At 43.5% G+C, this 21,541-nt stretch carries 21 protein-coding genes and 1 other RNA gene; 15 read left to right on the top strand and 7 right to left on the bottom strand.

The window, feature by feature from the left end:
• Nucleotides 1-45 precede the first annotated feature (45 nt).
• The 3 genes from glpK to M3M38_RS00935 all read left to right on the top strand — a co-directional run bounded on the left by glpK (nt 46) and on the right by M3M38_RS00935 (nt 3,582).
• A complete protein-coding gene (glpK, locus tag M3M38_RS00945) occupies nt 46-1,557 on the top strand; it encodes a glycerol kinase GlpK (protein ID WP_252814364.1) in 1,512 nt (503 codons plus the stop codon).
• Nucleotides 1,553-2,893, top strand: a complete 1,341-nt coding sequence (locus M3M38_RS00940; protein WP_252814846.1) for an RsmB/NOP family class I SAM-dependent RNA methyltransferase — start codon at nt 1,553-1,555, stop codon at nt 2,891-2,893. The genes glpK and M3M38_RS00940 overlap by 5 nt, the downstream gene beginning before the upstream one ends.
• 326 nt (nt 2,894-3,219) lie before the next feature.
• Nucleotides 3,220-3,582: a CPBP family glutamic-type intramembrane protease gene (locus M3M38_RS00935; protein ID WP_420842652.1), complete on the top strand. Its 363-nt coding sequence runs from the start codon at nt 3,220-3,222 to the stop codon at nt 3,580-3,582.
• A 51-nt stretch (nt 3,583-3,633) separates the two neighbouring features.
• On the opposite strand, the gene fni is transcribed toward M3M38_RS00935, so the two are convergent.
• From fni to mvk, 4 genes are read right to left on the bottom strand one after another with little or no spacing between them, the layout of a single operon-like run.
• Nucleotides 3,634-4,668: a type 2 isopentenyl-diphosphate Delta-isomerase gene (gene fni, locus M3M38_RS00930; protein ID WP_252814362.1), complete on the bottom strand. Its 1,035-nt coding sequence runs from the start codon at nt 4,666-4,668 to the stop codon at nt 3,634-3,636.
• 10 nt (nt 4,669-4,678) lie between these two features.
• On the bottom strand, nt 4,679-5,746 hold the full coding sequence (locus tag M3M38_RS00925) for a phosphomevalonate kinase (protein ID WP_252814361.1): 1,068 nt from the start codon (nt 5,744-5,746) through the stop codon (nt 4,679-4,681).
• 14 nt (nt 5,747-5,760) lie between these two features.
• Entirely contained in the window at nt 5,761-6,738 is a 978-nt protein-coding gene (mvaD, locus tag M3M38_RS00920) for a diphosphomevalonate decarboxylase (protein WP_252814360.1), read from the bottom strand.
• Nucleotides 6,731-7,690, bottom strand: a complete 960-nt coding sequence (gene mvk / locus M3M38_RS00915) for a mevalonate kinase (RefSeq protein ID WP_252814359.1) — start codon at nt 7,688-7,690, stop codon at nt 6,731-6,733. Before mvk ends, mvaD begins: the two co-directional genes overlap by 8 nt.
• A gap of 142 nt (nt 7,691-7,832) precedes the next feature.
• Here mvk and M3M38_RS00910 point away from each other — a divergent pair, with 142 nt between their 5' ends.
• The 3 genes from M3M38_RS00910 to M3M38_RS00900 are packed head-to-tail and all read left to right on the top strand — an operon-like array spanning nt 7,833 to nt 11,913.
• Nucleotides 7,833-10,637, top strand: a complete 2,805-nt coding sequence (locus M3M38_RS00910) for a helicase C-terminal domain-containing protein (protein ID WP_252814845.1) — start codon at nt 7,833-7,835, stop codon at nt 10,635-10,637.
• A gap of 42 nt (nt 10,638-10,679) precedes the next feature.
• Nucleotides 10,680-11,183: a PepSY domain-containing protein gene (locus M3M38_RS00905; protein ID WP_252814357.1), complete on the top strand. Its 504-nt coding sequence runs from the start codon at nt 10,680-10,682 to the stop codon at nt 11,181-11,183.
• A gap of 13 nt (nt 11,184-11,196) precedes the next feature.
• On the top strand, nt 11,197-11,913 hold the full coding sequence (locus M3M38_RS00900) for a DnaD domain-containing protein (protein ID WP_252814355.1): 717 nt from the start codon (nt 11,197-11,199) through the stop codon (nt 11,911-11,913).
• Nucleotides 11,914-11,986: 73 nt separating this feature from the next.
• Here the strand turns inward: M3M38_RS00900 and M3M38_RS00895 are convergent, their stop codons facing one another.
• Both M3M38_RS00895 and recU read right to left on the bottom strand, forming a co-directional pair.
• Nucleotides 11,987-14,338, bottom strand: coding sequence for a PBP1A family penicillin-binding protein (locus M3M38_RS00895; protein ID WP_252814354.1), 2,352 nt, complete (start codon nt 14,336-14,338; stop codon nt 11,987-11,989).
• The gene (gene recU, locus M3M38_RS00890) at nt 14,335-14,961 is read right to left on the bottom strand and encodes a Holliday junction resolvase RecU (protein ID WP_252767212.1); all 627 of its coding nucleotides are present in this window, start codon (nt 14,959-14,961) and stop codon (nt 14,335-14,337) included. Before recU ends, M3M38_RS00895 begins: the two co-directional genes overlap by 4 nt.
• Before the next feature lie 121 nt (nt 14,962-15,082).
• Between recU and M3M38_RS00885 the strand changes: the two genes are divergently transcribed.
• From M3M38_RS00885 to M3M38_RS00865, 5 genes are all read left to right on the top strand, one after another.
• The gene (locus M3M38_RS00885; protein ID WP_252814353.1) at nt 15,083-15,652 is read left to right on the top strand and encodes an SLOG family protein; all 570 of its coding nucleotides are present in this window, start codon (nt 15,083-15,085) and stop codon (nt 15,650-15,652) included.
• A 45-nt stretch (nt 15,653-15,697) separates the two neighbouring features.
• The gene (gene gpsB, locus M3M38_RS00880) at nt 15,698-16,051 is read left to right on the top strand and encodes a cell division regulator GpsB (RefSeq protein WP_252814351.1); all 354 of its coding nucleotides are present in this window, start codon (nt 15,698-15,700) and stop codon (nt 16,049-16,051) included.
• A 14-nt stretch (nt 16,052-16,065) separates the two neighbouring features.
• Nucleotides 16,066-16,442, top strand: an RNA gene (gene rnpB / locus M3M38_RS00875) — RNase P RNA component class B.
• A 66-nt stretch (nt 16,443-16,508) separates the two neighbouring features.
• The gene (locus M3M38_RS00870) at nt 16,509-17,639 is read left to right on the top strand and encodes a THUMP domain-containing class I SAM-dependent RNA methyltransferase (RefSeq protein ID WP_252814350.1); all 1,131 of its coding nucleotides are present in this window, start codon (nt 16,509-16,511) and stop codon (nt 17,637-17,639) included.
• A 27-nt stretch (nt 17,640-17,666) separates the two neighbouring features.
• Nucleotides 17,667-18,767 (top strand): NAD(P)/FAD-dependent oxidoreductase, encoded by a 1,101-nt coding sequence (locus M3M38_RS00865; protein ID WP_252814844.1) that lies wholly within the window; start codon nt 17,667-17,669, stop codon nt 18,765-18,767.
• Here M3M38_RS00865 and M3M38_RS00860 read toward each other — a convergent pair.
• Nucleotides 18,746-19,156 (bottom strand): ribonuclease HI family protein, encoded by a 411-nt coding sequence (locus M3M38_RS00860; RefSeq protein ID WP_252814348.1) that lies wholly within the window; start codon nt 19,154-19,156, stop codon nt 18,746-18,748. The genes M3M38_RS00865 and M3M38_RS00860 overlap by 22 nt on opposite strands.
• Nucleotides 19,157-19,187: 31 nt before the next feature.
• Here M3M38_RS00860 and M3M38_RS00855 point away from each other — a divergent pair, with 31 nt between their 5' ends.
• From M3M38_RS00855 to pyrR, 4 genes are read left to right on the top strand one after another with little or no spacing between them, the layout of a single operon-like run.
• Complete coding sequence (locus tag M3M38_RS00855; protein WP_252814346.1) at nt 19,188-19,586, top strand: EbsA family protein; 399 nt, start codon at nt 19,188-19,190, stop codon at nt 19,584-19,586.
• On the top strand, nt 19,579-20,058 hold the full coding sequence (lspA, locus tag M3M38_RS00850) for a signal peptidase II (protein WP_252814344.1): 480 nt from the start codon (nt 19,579-19,581) through the stop codon (nt 20,056-20,058). The genes M3M38_RS00855 and lspA overlap by 8 nt, the downstream gene beginning before the upstream one ends.
• Nucleotides 20,058-21,002 (top strand): RluA family pseudouridine synthase, encoded by a 945-nt coding sequence (locus M3M38_RS00845; protein WP_252814342.1) that lies wholly within the window; start codon nt 20,058-20,060, stop codon nt 21,000-21,002. Before lspA ends, M3M38_RS00845 begins: the two co-directional genes overlap by 1 nt.
• On the top strand, nt 20,992-21,522 hold the full coding sequence (pyrR, locus tag M3M38_RS00840) for a bifunctional pyr operon transcriptional regulator/uracil phosphoribosyltransferase PyrR (RefSeq protein ID WP_252767204.1): 531 nt from the start codon (nt 20,992-20,994) through the stop codon (nt 21,520-21,522). Before M3M38_RS00845 ends, pyrR begins: the two co-directional genes overlap by 11 nt.
• Nucleotides 21,523-21,541 lie beyond the last annotated feature (19 nt).

The raw sequence follows: 21,541 nt of genomic DNA, 5'->3' as shown, positions 1-21,541 counted from the left end.
GAAAAGGTTATAATAAGGACTGAATTTTTAATGATGAGGTACGTAATGAAAAACGAACAATACATTCTCGCAATTGACGAAGGCACGACTTCAGTCCGAGCCATTTTATTTAATCGCCAGGGACAAATCGTGGGACAGGCCCAGCGCTTGATTCACCAATCTTTCCCACACCCTGGTTGGGTAGAACAAGACCCAATCGAAATTTGGAATAATACAGAAACGGTCATCTCAGAGGTGCTGTTTCAGACGGAAACTCCACCGTATAAGGTGCGCGCGATTGGGATTAGTAACCAACGAGAAACCACCGTGGTTTGGAATCGAAAAACGGGCAAACCAATTCATAATGCCATTGTCTGGCAATCAAAGCAGACGAGCGACCTTGCGAACCAACTAAAGGAATCCGGTTACCAGGAATTAATTCAGCAAAAAACGGGTTTACTGATTGACTCGTATTTTTCGGCCACCAAGATTCAGTGGTTGTTAGACCAGGTTCCTCAGGCACGAGAACAAGCCGAGGCTGGTGATTTATTGTTTGGAACCATCGATACCTGGTTGCTGTGGAAGTTAACTAACGGGCACGTGCACGCCACTGACATGACGAACGCCAGTCGGACGATGTTGTATAACATCCATACGTTGGAATGGGATGAAGAGTTGTTAAACCTGCTGCACATTCCTAAGCAAATGTTGCCAGATGTTGAAGAATCTAGCCATTTCTACGGCTACACCCAAGAATTTACCTTTATGGGAGTCCAGATTCCGATTACTGGAATTGCCGGGGACCAACAGGCCTCGTTGTTTGGGGAACTAGCCTTAGAGCCCGGTATGACCAAAAACACCTACGGGACGGGGGCCTTTATTATGATGAATTTAGGCACCCAACCCCAGACGTCTACCCATGGTTTACTAACCACGATTGCCTATAGTGTGAACGGGGAAGTTAATTATGCGTTTGAAGGGAGTGTTTTCACCGCTGGAGCAGCCGTAGACTGGCTGAAAGATCAGGTGAAGCTGGTTCAAGATGTAACAGAAACTGCCCACCAAGCGCAAGCAGCGGCTTCTAACAATCAGCTCTATGTAGTGCCGGCTTTTAACGGCCTAGGGGCCCCTTATTGGAATCAGGCCGCGCGGGGAGCTATCTTCGGGATTACCCAGCAGACGGATGATAAGCAATTGGTCAAAGCCACGTTAGAATCTTTGGCCTTTCAAACTCGCGATGTCTTAGAAACCATGAGCAAGGAAACCGGATTACCGGTCAAATCGTTAATGGTGGATGGTGGAGTTTCGAAGAATGAATACCTGATGCAGTTTCAAGCCGATATTTTAGATACGACCATCACACGGGCCCCGTTGACAGAAACCACGGCACTCGGAGTTGCTTACTTAGCGGGATTGCAGGTTAACTATTGGACCGATTTAGCTACCATTAAGTCCATCATCCGGTCAACTAATAGTTATCAACCGAAAATGGCTGCATCCGAGCGGAAATCACGGTATGCTGGTTGGCAACGGGCGGTTCAAGCAACGCAGCTTTTTGCGGAGGAAAATCATGATTGAATTACCAGCAGCATTTAAAACAAAATATGAACGGTTACTAGGGGATCAGTTTCCGGCCTTTTTACAGAGTTTTACCGACACTCCACAGCATGGATTTCGAATTAATCCCTTAAAGAGTCCGGCGCAATTGGACGTCGATACCAGTCATCCCATCCCAGGTATTCAGCATGGTTATTACGGCAAGGTATCCGGCAAGTCTCCAGAACATCAAAGCGGGTATGTTTATAATCAAGAACCGTCGGCAATGTTAGTAGCAGAGGCGGTCAATCCTCAACCCGGTGAACGAGTGCTTGATTTGTGTGCCGCTCCCGGGGGAAAATCAACCCAGTTGGCGGGGATAATGCAAAATCAAGGTTTACTGGTTGCTAACGAAATTAACCGCAGCCGGGCCAAGGTGTTAGTCGAAAATCTTGAACGATTTGGTGTGTGGAACCCGTTAATTTTAAATGAGACACCGGAACACCTGAGTAAAGCTTTTCCCGCTTACTTTGATAAGATTCTGGTGGATGCACCCTGTTCTGGAGAAGGGATGTTCCGGAAGAATCCAGAGGCGACGACCTATTGGAACGAAGAATATCCGGCTGAGTGTGCGCTGCGGCAGCGTGACATCTTAACCGAGGCCGTTAAAATGTTAAAACCGGGTGGGCAGCTAATTTATTCGACCTGTACGTTTGCACCGGAAGAGGATGAACAAATCATTGCCTGGTTGTTGGATGAATACGCATTAGAAATGATTCCACTTGAAAAACAAGCCGGTATGAGCAGTGGACAACCAGCGTGGGCGAACGGGAATCCTGAGTTACAGGATGCCGTCCGGCTCTTTCCACAGCTGTTTGCAGGGGACGGTCATTTTATTGCCAAACTTCAAAGTACGGAAACTGCTAAGCCAACTAAGATTAGAAAACAAGAGGCCAGTGCATCGGGAGCAGAGCGAAAAGAGTGGCAACAATTTGCGGAGCAGAACCTGACCAATTTTCAGGCTGGTTCGTTGTTGCGGTTTAAAGAACAACTTTATTCGTTTAATCCAGAGATCCCGGCTTTAAACGGATTGAAAGTGATGCGCCCCGGAACGCCCCTCGGAACGTTAAAGAAGAATCGGATTGAACCGAGCTACGGTTTAGCAATGGTCCTTAACCCGGAACAAGTTCAACGTACGATTGCGCTTAGCGATGATCAGTGGCAAAAATACGTTCACGGAGATATTTTTGCTACCGATCAAATCCAAGCGAAAGGCTGGGCTCTTTTGGTGTATCACCAAATGCCAGTCGGATTTGGGAAAGTGGTAAACGGTACCGTGAAGAATTTCTTCCCGAAGGGACTACGATTTCAAGCTTAATTTTCATTAATTATTAAAAACAAATAAGAATTTCATCTAATTAGTAAACATGTTATGCTTAATTAATATGTCATAAAAGATGGAATTCATTATTAATAATAAAAGAGACATTCGCAGTAATTTTGAAAGGTCCAATGGTAGAAATGACGTAAATAGTAAACTTGGAGCACATAGATGGTAAAGCTAAGCTTTAAAACCCCAAGATACTTCATCGCTGTTTTGCTCTTCTTACTTGGCTTTGCTGGGGCAATTTTACTCGATTCTCGCTTTAATTGGTTATCATTTTATTTTTCCCCCATGACTTTAAGGCATTTCATAACACAACAATGTTTAATGAATCGTATCACTTACATGCCCCCTTAATTCTTAAAATCTGGGTCACATTTAAACTTTTAGTATCTCTAGTGGGTGAAGAGGTCGGAATGGCTTCAATTTTGCTTCCATTAATTCATTTACTATTAAGAACAAAACTAAAAAGATTCGCTTGGCCCATTGTAAATATATCAGGTTGTATCTTATTTGCGCTTTTACATTTACCTCACTATCATTTTGAGTTATTGATGCCTTTGATCGTAGGAATCACTCGTTATCCAATCACTGCTTCCTGGAAAGATTCTAATACGCTGTGGAGTGGGATTTATATCCATTGGATTTCAGATTTTGCATTAATTATGAGTGCTTTGTTTTAAATGAAAAAAGTAAGCCTAACTAAAAAATGATGAGCATTTGCTCATCATTTTTTAGTTAGTATGAATGTTACGTTGCCGTAAATAACTTTCTAGCGTGGGACTTAGAACCACCGGACGGGTCCGAAGTTCAGCAATATTTCGAACTCCCAGCGCCGTCATGATGCTCTTTAATCCATAAATCCAATCCTGAATCATTTGGATGGTATCTGCGACGCCATTGTCAATTAGATTGGTTAAAATTTCACTGGCAATCCCCACGGCATCCGCACCAAGAGCGAGGGCTTTAGCAATTTCTAGCGGATTTGTAACTCCACCTGCTGCTACCACTTGGACGTCAGGAACTTGTTGGGCTTCGTACAGAGACTGCACGGTGGTTAAACCCCAGTCCTCCAGATAAGCCATCTCTTTCCGTTTTCTGCGAAAGTTTTCGATTTGAGCAAAGTTAGTTCCGCCCAAGCCACCCACGTTTACAGTGGTGGCACCGAGTTGGTGCAACCGGCGGATGGTTTCCTGATCAAGACCAAATCCGACTTCCTTGACAATGACCGGAACCGAAACGTGGTTGATGATGTTTTGTAGGTTAGTTGCCCAATGAAAATCGCGGTCGCCCTCAGGCATTACTAGTTCTTGGACGACGTTTAGATGAACCTCTAAGGCATCAGCCTGAACGAGATCCACGACCGCCTGTGCTGCTGCGGGAGTGACCCCAGCACCGACGTTTCCCATGATCATTCCGGTGGGGTTAGTTTTGCGGGCCACTGTAAAGCTGGCGGCACTATCTGGATCCTTTAAGGCTACGCTGGCGCTTCCCAGCGCCAGTGCCAGTCCAGTTTCTTTGGCGACCTGAGCTAGTTGCTGGTTTAACTTTTGTGTGTAAGTACTACCACCGGTCATTGCTTCGATGTAAAAGGGGACTGAGAGGGGATGCCCCGCTAATGACGTCTTCAGATCGATATTAGCAACTGCTTGTTCAGGTAAACCGTTGGGAATGAATTTTAGATCAGCAAAACCGGCGTGAGATGGCTGATGAAACTTTTTAGCTAGAGAAACGTGTTCATCCTTGCGATGAGATTGACGATTAATCACGAATTCCTCCTTAGTAGTTATAAATTGAGAGGTCGAGTGGCTCAATGTCAGCTTCCCGCCAGGCGGCCTTTAACCCGGCAATGTCACAATCAGATTTAATCAGAACAATGCCGCAGTCGCCTCCTCCAGCGCCAGAGGTTTTTGCTACTCCGCCAAATTGTTCTGCGATTTCAATTAAACGGGTTAACTGGGGGGTTTCGATGGGAACTCCAGCCATCTGACTCAAGGATTGCAACAGTTCCCGATTTTTCTTGATGTTTTGCATAATCAAGCGGATGTTATTTTGGCGAAAACCGTTGGTAATTTCGCGAACACACTTATTGCTGTCATGTAAGAAGCGTTCGTAGTGAATTCCATGTTTTCCTTTTTTCAGTTCCACCTTGTCGATTAACTGGGACGTAGAAGCAGGGGAACCGGTCCAGCCCACTAGAAAGCGTAAGACTGGTGGAATTTGCAGGGGAGTGATTTCTAAGCGGGGCCATTCGAGTTTTAAGAGCTCCGGCAGGGTAATTTTATGTAAAAATTCAGAAAGCCATTGCCGATCAAAGGAGCAATAGGTGATTAGTCCGCCAAACACGCTAGAAGCTACGTCACCTAATGACCCATTGCCCTGCACGCTAAAGTGGGCAATCGCTGCGAGTTTAAATAATTGCACCTTACTAACGTTGAGGTGATACAACTGGCAAAGGGCTTTGATCGTGGCTACCGTTACGGCTGCCGAGGAACCCAAACCATATTTTTTTCCCGTACCACTGTCAAGGTCACTATTCACACTAAGGTGATATTTCTGGGTCGGCTTTCCCAGCGCCTGCACGTAGTCTTCGGTGACCTGAATGGCTGCAATGATGTATTGAAAGGGATTATCCCGATCATCAACTACCATCCGCGAGTTAATTCGTTCCCAGTGGACGAGATGATTTTCGTACTGTTTTGAAGTGATGGAACAGCGGTCTGTGTTTTCATCAATGGTGACGGTGACAAACCGATTAACCGCCGCAATAATTGCAGGATTACCGTTTTCAACAACGGCATACTCACCGGCAAGATATAATTTTCCTGGGGTGCTTGTTTTAATCAATGTTAGTCTTCTTTCTACGTGAGATATTGAACACCGGGACCGGGAGCAGCCACGACAATGTTATCTGGTCCAAACGCAGTTTGTAAGGTTGAAACGACGGACTCCCGATGTTCTGGTTCTACTAAAACTTTAACGTTGGGACCAGCATCCATGGTGAAGTAGCACGGAATCCCGGATTCGCGAAGCTGATGAACGATGCGCATCGCCTTTAAAGAATCCGCGTCAAAGTAGCAAAAATCCGGAGCGGCACTTAGGGTCAGCGCGTGCATCCGCATCGCATTTTCTTCCGCAATGTTTCCTAAATCATTAAAGTTATGGTTTTTAATTGCTATTTTAAGCTTTTTTAAGTCACGTTGGCAAAGTTTTTCCCATTCGTGGTAGTAGGGGGAGGTCGTTTGCGACAGCTGCATGCCCTCAGAACTACTCATTTTTTTAGGTTGTTGGTTCACTAAAATGGCAATGACGTTTAAATCCCAGTAGTCGGCTGGAGCAACCTGGGTCGCAAAGGAAGTTCGATCCCCAATTCCCTTGTGCCACTCGACAAATCCCCCGTCAATCGACCTAGTAGCGGATCCGGATCCACGCCGCGCCATCCGGGAAAGTTCACGATGATTTAACCGCAAGCCACTGGCTTTACTAGCGGCAGCGGCCAAGGCGGCAAAGCCGGAGGCAGAAGAAGCCAACCCGGCAGCAGTGGGAACGTTGTTGGTAGTTTGAACAACTGCCTTAGTGGTAATCCCGGCTTGGTTACGAACTAGATCCAAGAAATCAGTAATGCGGCGGGCGGACCGTTCATTTAAACGACGTTCATTGAATGTTACCTGATCGTTAGTTAGGGTTTCGTTAAACTGCACGCTCGTATCGGTATAAAATTGGTCAAGTGTTAGTGAAAGACTGCTAGTAGTCGGTAACTTTAGCGCTGAGTTTATCTTTCCCCAGTACTTAACCAGGGCGATATTGGTATGCGCGCGGGCTTTAGCGTAGTTATTCATCGTTATTATTCTCCTCTGGATTTAATTCGGTTAATGATTGAATCCACGTTTGAGTGGCTCCGTAGTCCGTTAAGGCTGCGGCAATTCGTTTTGCACTAGGATAATCGGGCGCTAACGCAATGATACAACCGCCTAAACCACTCCCAGTTAATTTGGCTCCTAGAGCTCCTGCTTGGTTGGCCACGGCCACTAGTTGTTCAATTTGGGTCGTGCTAACGCCGAGGGCGGTTAGAATTGCCTGTGCCTCGGTTAGCACCTGTCCCGTTTTTACTAAATCCTGATTCGTTAAGGAAGTTTTAACCACTTCGGTTAGGTGTCCTAAGCGAGTAATGAGTTCTTGACGAACTGGGTCGGCCTCGAGAAATTCCCGAACCTGGTTCACCGCTGTCTTAGTATTGCCTGCTAAGCCAGTATCTGCAATCACCAAAAAGCCCGATAGCTGCGGGGTAAAATCAATAAATTGTTGTTGCTCGTACAGAATCGGATGACTAACGTTCACCGTTTGGGCGTCAATCCCACTCGGATTTCCGTGGGTAATTTTTTCTTCAATGTCGGTGTACTCGGTTAGAGTTGCTCGAGACAGAGGCGTTTCAAAAAAAGCAAAGTACCCGCGGATGATGGCACTCGCAATGGCTGCTGAAGACCCCATTCCGCGTCCCAAGGGAATTGTACTGTTAATTTCCAAGTTCATTGGTTGGTGCTGGCGATTTAATTCTTGGTGTAGTTTTTGAATTAACGCCGTAATCCCAGCCATTGATGCGGGCAAGTCCGCAATGGGACCGGAATAGTACTGACTGTGAATGGTGGTTACACCTTGATTCGACGCTTGTAGCGTTGCGGTAACGTTTGCCTGGGGAACGGGAAAAACAATGGCAGGCTGATGATAAACGGCACTATGTTCGCCTAAAAAAATCACCTTGGCGTGACTGTGACCCGTCGCTTTCTTTTTCATTTCAATCGCTCACTTTCTTATCAGTCTTATTCTACCATAGTCAGAAATAAACTTTGATTTTGAACTTGAAGCCGAGGAACCCGTTTCCGTAGGATTTGTAGTAAAATGAGCGTAGTTAGAAACGAAAGTAGGCAGATACGTGATGGACTCAAACTCGAAATACGCTGTGGTGGATATGGAAACCACGGGAACTGATTTACGGCGTGACGACCGCATTATTCAATTTAGTGTGAGTTTCGTGCAGAACGGCAAGATTAGTTCTACTTTTTCAACGTACGTAAACGATGGGGTGGCAATTCCTCGCGAAATTACCGAATTAACCGGGATTGATCAAACCACGATTAAGACGGCGCCCAGTTTTGATCAGTTGGCGCCCCAAATTTATCAAATGTTACGAGGAACGGTCTTTGTGGCGCATAACGTTAACTTTGACTTTCCCTTTTTGAATCACCATTTAGAACGCGTGGGCTTTCCTTCCCTAGAGATTGAAGCGATTGATACGGTGACCCTCAGTCAAATCTTTTTTCCGACGTTAACTAGTTATCGATTAAGTGATCTAAGTGCTCATTTTCAGATTCAACATCAACATCCACATTCTTCTGCTAGCGACGCGGATGCCACCGCCCAGCTATTGCTGCGAATTGCCCAACGGATGCAGGACTTACCGAATGCAACTTTGCAATCCTTGTTAGCGTTAGATTTGAAGCTCCCCCAGCAAACCCATGAATTCATTAAAATGGGGGCAAAGGTGCATCCTAAACACGATCATCTGCCCGCTGGTTTAATTGAACTAGAAGGGTTGGTATTAAAAAAACATCACTTGCCTGCGGCAGCGCAACACAATCGGTTAGCTAAATTTCCCTTGTCCAAAAAGCAAAAGGAACGAGACTTTGCGGGTCACTTGGAATGGCGGGCGTCGCAAAGTAAAATGATGAATTTAATCTATCGAAACTTTGCGGATGGTAAACAACCCGCCCGAAACTTATTAATTGAGGCGCCTACTGGAAGTGGGAAAACGCTAGGCTATTTAGTCCCATTGGCTTTTTTAAGTCAAAGTGGCACCCCTGTTGTAATTAGTACAGCAACGATTAGCTTGCAAGAACAGCTCCAGACGGTCGTGCAAGAACAACTTAATCAAGACTTGGGCTTTCACTTGCAATCGCTAGTCTTGAAAAGCAAACGTCACTACCTGGATTTGTCCCGCTTTGCGACGGCAGTCGTGGCGGATGATAGTAATCATCTATCACAGTTTAGTAAGGCCCAGATTTTGGTCTGGCTGACAGAGACGGAAACGGGTGATTTAGATGAACTGCACATTCCCCACAATGCAGCCATTTTACAACAGGTTAATTACCAGTCAGAACCTCAATTTACTGACAGCGAGTTTGGGGACTATGATTTTTGGCACTGGCAAATGCAACGCCTGCAAACGACAGATATAATTATTGTTAATCACCACTATTTGTATCAAAATGCCACACGGTTAACCAGTCAACTGACGGGGATTCCGTATTTAGTGGTGGACGAAGCCCATCATTTACCAGAGGTCGCTTTTGCCGCCCAACGCCAAGAATGGTGGTTAGGAGCCGTCAAAGCAAACGTAGGGCGAGTGCGGAATGATATCTTTCAAACTCACGAACAAAATTTAACGGAGATTGTGCAACGAAATCGAAATTTAAGTGCCAATTTACAACGATTGGTTGCTTCTTTAACGCAAATCGAAGAGCAGCAACAGCAATTGTTACAAAATTTGATACAGTCGCTGCAAGTTCGGTTTACCCAGCAAGCGAATGTAATTGGAGTTTCAGCAGCAAAACTAAACCAGTTTATGCGACAACAGCAGGTAGAATTAAAGCATCAAGAACAACAAGCCCGGCGGTTGGAGCAACTTTTAACTACTATCAACCAAAGTCTCGGGCAGACGGATGGTCAGTGGTTGGCTTCTGAATACGAAACGTTTTTACGATTTAACGAACACGTGCATCAAGTGCTGCAAGGATTAGCACAGATGCAATTGTTTTTACGTTCCGTGGCTGAGCAGCAAAGTGTTGACGGTTTTTGGTTGCGATACGGGGCTGACCATGATCCGAATAACATGCGTCTAGAGTTAGCGCGGTTTGACACCAGTACGCGCTTGCATAAGCAAATTTATCAATATTTTAAACCAATTATCTTTACGGGAGCCGTACTTTTTACTTCGAAAAAATCACAATATATTTACGATCAATTAGACTTAAGACGGAATAACACCCGGATGAAGCGGTTGGCAGCTGACTTTGACTATCAAAAACAGGTTCAGTTAATGATTGCAGAAAACACACCGATGCCAGCTGTGGTTGAGAATGAGGAATACGTGGCGTTTGTGGCCAATTCGATTCAAAAAATTTACCATGCGCAACCGGTTCCAACGCTAGTCCTGTTTAACTCCCTGGAGTTGATTCAAGCGGTTTATGCGAAACTGCATGATCAAGCAGGAATCGGGATGGTTCTAGCGGCCGGAATTTCTGGAAGTCAAAGTAAGATTATTCGGCGTTCGGAAGGTAAGAAGGCCCCTATCATTTTAGGGGCCAATGGTTTTTGGGAGGGGGTGGATTTCCCACCGAACTACCTAAAATCAATCATCATTCCCCGAATTCCATTTGCCGCTCCAGATAGTCCGTTGATGCGCGCCCGAGCGCATTATCTAAAGCAACAAAATAAAAATCCGTTTACCAGTTACTCCTTACCACATGCTATCATTGAAATGAAGCAGGGAATTGGGCGGTTATTACGCCGTAGTGATGACCATGGCATCATAACCATTCTTGATAATCGAATTTTAACCAAGCGATACGGTAAACAAATTTTAACGGCTTTGGAAGAAAACCTAACCGCTAAAACGGGATCCATTACAGAGATTCAGCAGCAGCAAAAAGAGTTTTTGCTAAAATACAATCAACGAAAATGATTTGCTATAATGGAGACAGTACGCTTACGGAAGGAATCTAAAATGCGAGAAGAAAGAAAACGAAGAATCCTGATTCGACGCTGGTTAAGCTGGATTGTAGGGATATTATTGGCTTTGGTTGTCGCTTTCGTGGTGGTTGTTTACATTGCCAAGTTGCCGCAAAAGCACACCTTAAAGACAGCGACACAGTTAGCAGAACAGCACGCCCAGATTCATGATGTTCAACGAACCTATAAAGCGGATGTGGGCAAACAACCATACTACACCGTGGTGGGGCAGAACAGTTCCAATAAACCAGCCTATGCCGTGGTGAGCGGTGATTGGAAGCACATCCAAGTAATGAAACAAAAGGATGGGATTACCGCGGAAGAAGCAAGTGCCATTGCCCAGCAACATGTTAAAGGTGATAGTGAGGTAACTAACGCCGGACTACTAATTAATAAAAAGAAGCCGACGTGGGCGGTTACCATTCAAAAAGGTAATCAAATTCATTACGTGTTGATTAACTTTAAATCGGGAAAACTCATTAAGAAAATTAATTTATAAAAAGGAGTTTAGAATGAGTAATCCATTAGCCGAATATTTAAATTCCGGATCGATTAATGTATCCGGTTTTTTATTAACTAATTTAGCAACATTGAAAATTAATGCTGCTGAATTAACCATCTTATTGGAACTACAGTATTTTCGCAGTCAGGGAGAACGATTTCCAGCGGCAACCAAACTTGCGCAGGTCACTGACTTTTCTGAGGATACCGTTTATGAGTTATTACATCAACTAGTTAGTAAAAAATTGATTGTGATTACCACTAGTGCAGATGGCAAGGATGAATACAGCTTTGCTCCGTTAGTAGCGAAACTCAGTGAATTGTTAGAGAAGCACCAAGAGCAACCATCGGCTACGGCTGTACAGAACTCAACAACTGCATCTAAATCAGAGAGTATTAATGACCGAGAACAGACCTTTAAAATGATTAGTCACGAGTTTGGACGAATGTTGTCTCCAATTGAATTAGAGATGATTAACGGCTGGTTTGAAAAGGATCATTATTCAGCTGAATTAGTGCAGTTATCGTTACGGGAGGCCGTCTTAAATCAGGTTTATAATCTAAAATACATGGATCGAATTCTTTTAAACTGGAAAAAGCACAACGTTCAATCCGCTGCTCAAGTGGAAGCTCAACGGGAACAACGGCAACAGCAATCTGCCGGTAAGGGAGAACGACAACCGTTACCAAAAGTACCACTTTTTAAAATTAAAAAAGATCAAGGATAGGCATAATCTGGGAAGCGAAAAAGGAGACTCACATTTGAATGTGGGTCTCCTTTTTTAAATTCCACCAACTTAATTAATTATTGGTAGTTGGCTGAGGACTATTAGTGGCCGTAGAAGAAGTTGGATTAGTTTGTCCCGTCGCCGGCTGTGAATTAGTGTTTGGCTTCTGCTCGTTAGTAGTTGCCGTGGTGTTAGCTTGCTTATTATCAGTATTTCCAGTCTGATTGGAAGTAGCATCCTGCGTGCCGTTGGTTTGTTTAGTATCAGACGTTGGCTTCTGCTCGTTGTTAGCAGTCGTTCCATTATTGGTGCTTTTATCGGTTGTCTGCTCATCCTGCTTGTTTGTTTGGCTGTTATTCAGATTTGCAACCGCCTTATTATCAGCAGTTTGACCAGACTGGGTACTGTTTTTAATCACGTTTTCCCTGGCTTCTCCACCGTGACCAGCGATGTAGTATTGCGTCTGGTTATCCATTCTCGTTTTAATTACATCAGCTGGTTTGGTCCAGTTGTCGTTTGGAAGATCTTGCGAAGCATCTTCCATTACTTCTTTATAGAAAAGTTGGGAAATTTTTGCTTGTGATTGAGAAATATAGTGTCCTGGTTCTAGTGGGTGATCATACCCAGTCCAAACGGAGAGGGAGAGGTTCTTGGTATAACCAGTAAACCAAGAATCCATGCTGGAACCCTCAGGCACAGAACTAAGCCAGTCATCTGGGAATTGCGTTGTTCCTGTTTTTCCGGCTTGGTTTAAACCTGGAATGTTAGCCGCTGTTCCAGAACCGTTTGGATCAGTCATAACGCCTTTGAGCATTTCTGTCATCATGAAGGCCGTAGAATCAGACATTGCTTCTTTTCCTTTAGCCTCGTAATGATTAGTTTCACCTGTCGGGGTTTCTACCTTAGAAATCGTATAAGGTTTGTAGTAAGTTCCGCCGTTAGCAAATGCTCCATAGGCAGCTGCTTCTTGTTCAGTTGAGATGTAAGCCCCAATCCCGTTTTGGAGGTTCAGTGGTTCTTTGAATGTCATTCCCAAGCCCTTTAAGAATTCAGTCGCTCGGGGAATTCCAACGGCCTCTAATGTTCGAATTGCTGGAATGTTTCGTGATTCCACGAGCGCCTTTTTCATGGTAATCGTTCCTTCGTACCGATTATCGAAATCATGTAATTTGCGGTCAGTGCCTGGGTAGGTATATGGCGTATCTTTTAATGGTTGGTAAGTAGGGTAGTTGAGATATTCAATGGCTGGTCCATAATCCATGAGGGGTTTCATTGTGGAACCACTGGAGTGATCGGTTTGCACGGCCCGGTTTAAACCAAATTGGACGTTTTGCTTCCGACTCCCGAGCATGGCCACTACTTTTCCGTTGTTAGGGTTAGTCATGGTTGCTCCGATTTGGAAGTCATTATTTGGGAAGTTTAAATCAGAATTTTCGTCGTTAGCCAGGTTGTACATTTTCTTTTGCACGTCCATATCAATGTTCGTGTAGACCTTGTTACCGGCGTTTAATTTATAACCCTTTTGGTTCATTTCTTGCAGTACCTGGCCGATATAAGCGTCAGCGTATTTTTCGTCCTTTTGGGTTGGCGTTTTATCTACGTTTTTCTTGTCGATTCCCGCTTGCACGTCTTCTTTTTCAGCTTGATCAGCTTGAGCGCGGGAAATTGATTTATTTTTCACCATGGCCTCTAACACTTGGTTTCTTCTGGCCGTAGCGTATTTGGGGTTGTGAACGGGATTATAAGCAACGGGAGCTTGAGGTAGTCCAGCTAACAATGCAATCTGGGATAAATCTAGTTCACTAAGAGGCTTGTGGTACATGACTTCTGAAGCGGTTTGCATTCCGTAAGCATTATTCCCCATATAAACCTTATTAATGTAGAACTCTAAGATTTGTTGCTTGCTGTATTCACGATTAACTTTTGTGGCCAACCATGCTTCTTGTGCCTTTCGTTTTAACGTTTGGTCTGAAGCTTTGGTAGAGAAAACCGAAAGTTTCACTAGCTGTTGAGTCAAGGTACTTCCACCTTGAAGCCCACCGCCACCAAAAACGTTATTAACAGCCGCACCGGCAATTCGAACTGGATCCACTCCTTTGTCGGTGTAGAAGTGCCGATCTTCGACTGAGATAATGGCATTTTTTAGATTATCAGGAATATCCTCTTGTTTTACGTAATCCCGATTTTGCATCCCTAATCGCGAAATGACTTTTCCATTACGATCATAGATGGTAGTGGAATTATCACTGGAAAGGGTTTTGTAGGATATGTTTGGGGCCGTGGAAGCGTAGTAGGCAAATACTCCACATCCAATGAAAAAAAGCACTACGAGGAAAAAAAGCACCCACATCGTAATTTGAAAAATGGGACCGTGCTTCTTTTTGCGATTTTTCTTTAAACGGCTATAAACTTCATCGGAACTCATTCTAGATCTCCTTTACTTTTATCAATAATGATTTGGACGGCATCCAGATAGGGAATCAAAGGATTTAGCTGTGGTCGAATTAGATAACCGTGGTTGGCTATCTCAGCTTGGGTAATTGATTTGCGACCCCCGTGAAATTGACGTTCCCAGAAATGAAACAAATCCGGTCCGTTTAGCAAGTATATTTCATTTCGCTTTACAAAGCGAATTAAAGCAAAACAAATTCCCCCCATTTGATAACAACTTTCCATGTGGTCGATTTGGTGTTCGTGAAAGTTAGCCAGAGGGAACGAATGAAGATTGGTGGTTTCTTTCGCGTCAAAGTCTAAATAATAACCAGCAAAAATACCATTGTAATCAGTTGTCGAAGCTTGTTTGAAATAAGCTTCTTTAATTACGGCTGCACTTCGTTTGGGATAATCGACGTTTACAATTTGGATGGGGGTGGGTTTTTTGTGGACGACTGCAATCTGATGTTCGCGGTAAAATTGATTGCTTTGATTGATCTCTGCCTCTAAAGACATGCCCCGATCAGCATAGTTAGCAGTGGTCAGCCGAGCTGATTTTTTTCCATTACTACGTGTATCATGGAATGATTGGCCGTTGGGATAATTGATTGTCAAATTAACCTCCTTACTAATTGAGTAATTAATTTGAAGCGTGGTATATTACAGCAAATGATGTTTCTATTATAGCAATTCCACCCGGGGAATAAAATTATACTAATTCAAGTCAGGTGACTTTATGAGTAGACAATGGATAACTGGATATCGGAGTTATGAATTAGGGGCGTTCGATGAAAAAAGTCCGAAAGTTCAAATCATCAAACGTTCTTTGCGCAATCAGCTTATTGATTTAATTGATAATGGTTGCGATTGGATTATCACCGGAGCACAGTTAGGAACGGAACAGTGGACTGTGGAAATTGCGGCTGATTTAAAAAAACAGTTTCCTAATCAGTTTCAAATTGCGGTGATGTTACCATTTTCAGAATTTGGTGCACAATGGAATGAAACAAATCAATTGCGATTACAGCAAACGCTTGCGTTAGCTGATTTTTCCGCCACCGTTAGTCAAGTTCCTTACCATTCACCACAACAACTAAAAAATTATCAGCAGTTTATGCTAACACATACCGATGGAGCTCTGTTATTATATGATTCAGAAAATGAGGGAAAGACGCAGTATGATGTGCGTGCGATTGAAGCATTTCAACAACAGCATCCGTATACCTGTCAATTCATTGATTTTGATGATTTACAGGAGGAAGCTAATCAATATGAAGCAGAAATTAATTCTGAATTTTTCGAATGACTATGTTATACTGTGATAGTTACCAAACGATAAGAGGTGCAGATTATGGATAAAGTTAACTTTACGCCGAAAGATATTCTCCAAAAAGAATTCCGTCAAAAGATGCGCGGTTATGACCAAACAGATGTTGATTCTTTTCTGGATGAAATTATTAAGGATTACGAAACCTTCCAAGCGGAACTCAACGATAAGGATCAGCAAATTGCTCAATTAATGGCTGAAAATAACCAGTTGAAAAATAAGCTGAATGAAACAGCGCAACAGCCACAACCACAATCGGTTGTACATCCGCAACAACCTGCTAATGAGTCGACTTCTTCTGATGTAACCACGATGGATATTTTGAAACGACTATCCAATCTAGAACAACATGTTTTTGGTGACGGAACACAAAATTAGTTATTATTGGTGCAGGTTCTGAGTAATCGCGGTCAGCAAGCGCTGGCTGAGGAAAGTCCACTCTCGCACAAGCTGCGATGCTTGTAGTGTTCGTGCCCGGTGAAAAAATAAGCCGAGGGATTGTGTTAAGCAATTACGGCGAAGGAAATGGCTACGGTTTTCTATGCCTCAGTACTTCCTAAGGTGCTATAGAGACGATTAATTCAAGAAATTGGATTACTGGAACGCAGTAAACCCCGCGAGCGGGAAACCCAAACTTTGGTAGGGGAGCTTTACACACGGAAATTGAACTAAGTGTAGGGCAAGAATCATAATGATTCTTGAGATAGATGATTACTACTTGATTGTTAGTCCTGATCTTTCAATCAAGCACAAAACATGGCTTACAGGAGCCTGCACCAATCAGGAAGAGTGGGGTTTTCCCGCTCTTTTTTTATATCGTGAGAAAGGGCATAACATGAAAAAATTTAACTTAATGGCTACGTGTGCTGCTGGAATTGAAGCAGTGACCGCCAATGAATTAAAACAAATGGGATACCAGGTTAACGTTTTAAATGGAATGGTTTTGTTTTCTGGAACGGTGGCTGATATTATCAAAACCAATCTATGGTTGCGAACGGCCGATCGGATTAAAATAATTGTGGGGGAATTTGAAGCTCAAACCTTTGATGAATTGTTTGAGGGCACCAAGGTTTTGCCATGGGAAAGTTTAATTCCGATGGACGGAGAATTTCCAGTTGCTGGTCGCTCGAAAAAATCGTCGTTACATAGCGTTCCTGACGTGCAAGCAATCACCAAAAAAGCAATTGCCACTAAATTAGCTAGCTTTTATCACCGGAGAACCCGGTTACCAGAAACCGAAGGATTGTATCCGCTAGAAGTTCGCATTAATAAGAATCACGTGCTAGAGCTGTTAGATACGACAGGTCCTAGTTTGTTTAAGCGCGGTTATCGAATTGCCAAAGGAGAAGCTCCTTTAAAAGAAAACATGGCCGCAGCCTTGATCCTATTAACCAATTGGCATCCAGAAACGATGCCATTCTTAGATCCAATGTGCGGATCTGGAACCATTCCGATTGAAGCGGCGATGATTGCTAGAAACGTTGCTCCGGGAATTAAACGGTCCTTTGCGTTTGAAGAATGGGATTGGATCAGTTCCGACCTAGTTCAAGAAATTCGGGATGAGGCTGTGAATGTTATTAAAGACGAAGGAGAGCTGCACATTCAGGCTTCCGATGTGAATGGGGAAATGATTAATCATGCAAAAGTCAATGCGCAAGCGATGGGACTTTTGCATGATATTCAATTCAAACAATTAGCCGTTCAAGATTTTAAGACAACTTCTACCGATGGGGTAGTAGTCACTAACCCGCCTTATGGGCAACGATTGGGCGATCAGGAAGCCGCTACGAAGTTATATCATGATCTAGGACAGGTATTTCGGCCGTTAACGACTTGGTCGAAATACTATTTAACCAGTGATTTAAATTTTGAAAAAGCATATGGACAAAAGGCAACGAAGCGCCGGAAGCTTTATAACGGTCAGATTCGAACTGATTATTTCCAGTATTGGGGAATTAAAGCCTAGGAGGGATGACTTACGAAACGAGTAGCAATTATTGGTGGTGGAATCGTAGGGACTAGTGCAGCCTACTTTTTAAATCAGTTTGCGACTACTGAACAGTTACAAGTAACGCTGTTTGACAATGGAACCGGACAAGCAACCAAAGCAGCTGCTGGAATTATTTCTCCCTGGTTATCAAAACGCCGCAATCAGCATTGGTATCGTTTAGCTAGAGACGGAGCTGACCTTGTGAGGCAACTGGCCACAGCAACCAAGATGGATTCGCAGACGTATGCTAACAATGGAACTATCATTACGCGGAAAGATGCCGCGCAAGTTTTTGAGTTAGAACAATTGGCGCTGGAACGAAAGCAATCAGCCCCCTCGATGGGGGAGATTCAGTCCTTAAGTCCTAGTGAAATTAAGCAACTATTACCCATGTTAACCAACATGCAACAACCGGGCTTACTCGTAAGTGGGGGAAGTTGGATTGATGGGAATCGTTTCTGTCAGCATCTGTTAGCCCAATGTTCACAAGCAATGGTTCACGTTGTCTCAGAACAAGTAACGTTGGCTGATGAGCATCAATTAATCACTACAGGAGGAGTTCAACGGTTTGATAAGATTATTGTGGCTACGGGAGCTTGGACGAGGGAACTGCTGCGCTCGATTAACGTGCATACTGATATTCGTCCCCAAAAGGGACAATTAATTGAGCTCCAATTGCCACACGCTACTTTACCAAATCGACCAGTGCTCATGCCGGAATCAGAGTATGATTTTATTCCGGTTGCTTCAGATCGATTGATTATCGGAGCAACCCATGAAGATGATCAGGGCTTTGATCTTAAAGATACCGTGGCAGCAACGACAGACCTGTTACACACCGCTAAACATTTAATTGCAGGAATTAGCTCAGAAAATGTTATTCTAAAGAGGGTTGGAACTAGGGCGTATACCTCTGATTACGGTCCTTTTGTGGGCTCAGTGCCAGAACATGCTGATCTTTTAGTGGGAACCGGGCTAGGATCATCTGGATTAACAACCGGACCATTAGTCGGGAAACTCTTAGCGCAATTAGCATTAGATCAAACAGTAGATTTAACCACTTACTCTAAACCAGTTACGAACTATTTACGCTCGGAGCGATGAAGGGCTTGTAGTGCTAGTTGATGGGCTCCTTGGTTATCTCGATCCGGAATCCAATTCACAAAAAACATGGAAAATGATTGTTGCAATTGCTGAATGCAATCAATGTATTCTTGGTAGTGCTTGGCATAGTTTTTTTGAATACTATCAGCAACGATTTTACTATCAGTATAATAATTAACGATGGCAGTGTGTTGCTCTGCCGTCGTTAATTGTTGTTGTAAGGTCTTCAATGCCAATTCACAGGCTTGAAACTCAGCTTCATGGTTATCGGTTGCATTGAGCAACCGTTTTACTGGATACTGTTTGTGATTAACAATAATTAAAACTCCAGCGCTACATTGCTGGGTCTGCGGCTGCTCCGCCGCATCAGAATAAACTTTAATGTACATGGTAATCTCCATCTTGTAAGGGGTATTTTTTATGATAACGCAGAAAAGAAAATTTTTATATCAACCGCAACCCACCACTAGCATTATTTGTTGGAGTTGGACACTCATCGTTTTATTGGTCGGAGTCATTATTTGGCTTGAAATCACCCAATTTCAAAATATAACTTTTATGTTCTTTCTAGTGTTTGTGGCTTTGACCTGGATCCAGATTTATTTCCGCAAGATGTTAGTCTGGTCCGATACGATTGAGATTAGACAGGTCTTAAACCCATTTGGGAAAAAAATTAGTCTGCAGTCCATTTCACGAGTACGAGCTCAGCGAAATAGCATTGCATTTAACGCTGGGGGTCGTCGGTATAAGTTTTTATTACCAGCGAACTCTGTAATTGAACTAGAAGAACTATTAACCAAGGATCGCCAGCATGAGTAAAATAAACAAGTCACGGTTTCCTCAGCTATTCCTCATTCTTACGTTTGTTGGAACGTTACTTTTAATTATCCTTGATCAATGGGTTAAACAAGTAGTACGGACTCAGATTAAGCCGGGCGAGAGCATCAATTTGATACCCCACGTATTATCAATTACAAATATTACCAACTCAGGCGCGGCCTGGAGTTTTTTAGCGGGTAATTCGTGGATTTTTAGCGTAATTGCAGGAATTGCTAGCCTCCTTTTTATCTGGTTAATGGCTAAAAATCAACGGCAGCACTGGATTGTAATTGCTTTAGGATTAATGTTAGCGGGAACCATTGGTAATTTATTGGATCGAATTTTCTTTGGTGCGGTTACTGATATGATTCAGTTAGATTTTATCCAATTTCCGATTTTTAACCTAGCAGATTGTTACCTTACGCTCGGTGTGGGATTAATCCTAATTCGACTCGTTTTACAGGAGGACTAATGGAAGAACGCCAATTTACGGTTGACCAACCAAATACGAGATTGGATAAATTGATTGCTAATCAATTTCCAGATTTAACTCGTTCGCGAGTTAGTAAATTAATTAAAGATGGGGCTGTTTTAGTCAATCATCAAGTCCAAAAACCCAAGTATCAAGCTCAATTGCATGATCAAGTTATAATTAAGATTCCAACTCCAGAGCAATTAGACGTTACTCCTGAGGCAATTCCGTTGGATGTGGTTTATGAAGATGATCAGGTGATTGTTGTTAACAAACCGCAGGGAATGGTGGTTCATCCTGCTCCAGGTCATCCCAATCACACGCTGGTTAACGCTTTACTTGCACATACCAAATTATCTAGCATTAATGGTACTTTTCGACCGGGAATTGTGCATCGAATTGATAAGGATACTTCCGGTTTGTTGATGGTGGCAAAAACCGACGTGGCGCATCAATCGTTAACCAAGCAACTCCAGGAAAAGACTAGTCGGCGGAAGTATTTAGCACTTGTACATGGCAACATTCGTGAAGACCAGGGAACCATCGATGCCCCGTTAGGTCGTTCGTTTAAGGATCGTAAGAAACAAGCGGTGGTTCCAGATGGGCGCCATGCGGTTACTCATTTTCGGGTGTTACAACGTTTCGGAACTGATTATACGTTGGTAGAATGTGAGTTAGAGACCGGACGGACGCATCAAATTCGGGTGCACATGCAATACATCAATCATCCGCTGGTCGGAGATCCTCTCTATGGTCCCCGCAAAACGATTAAGGGGAATGGTCAATTTTTGCATGCCGCCGAATTAGGATTTACGCATCCTACGACGGGGAAAGCGTTAGATTTTCACAGTCCTTTGACATCCATTTTTCAGCAAACATTAGATAAGTTAGCCAAACAATACGGTGTTACAAATTTAGAGGAGGAAGCCAAGCATGAATGGTGAAAAAGTTGTTTTAGATAGCATGTCAATGCAACGGGCATTGACCCGCATTACCTATGAAATCATCGAAAAGAATAAAGGGGTCCAAAACCTCGTTTTAATTGGAATTAAGACCCGTGGGGTTTACCTCGCAGAGCGAATTGCTAATCGACTGAAAAAATTGGAAGATACTGATGTACCGGTAATTTCACTGGATATCACCAAGTATCGAGATGACCAATCAGCTGATCCCAGTAATCAATCGGTAGCAGAAAACGTAGTTCCCATTGATGATAAAAACGTGGTTCTCGTCGATGATGTATTATTTACAGGCCGTACGGTTAGAGCAGCCCTAGGAGCCATTAATGAAATTGGCCGACCTAAACGGATTAATTTAGCTGTTTTGGTAGATCGCGGTCATCGGGAATTACCGATTCGAGCAGATTTTGTGGGTAAAAACATTCCGAGTTCAAAAGATGAAACGATCAAAGTGCTCGTATCTGAAATTGATGATCGAGATGGGGTTGAAATTAAGCAAAAATAGCAATGACCTTAGGTAGGAA

The sequence above is a fragment of the Fructilactobacillus cliffordii genome (assembly GCF_024029355.1).
GTDB classification, from domain to species: Bacteria; Bacillota; Bacilli; order Lactobacillales; family Lactobacillaceae; genus Fructilactobacillus; species Fructilactobacillus cliffordii.
The sequence above is the reverse complement of the archived record's forward strand: the minus strand, read 5'-3'. Positions and strand labels throughout refer to the sequence as shown.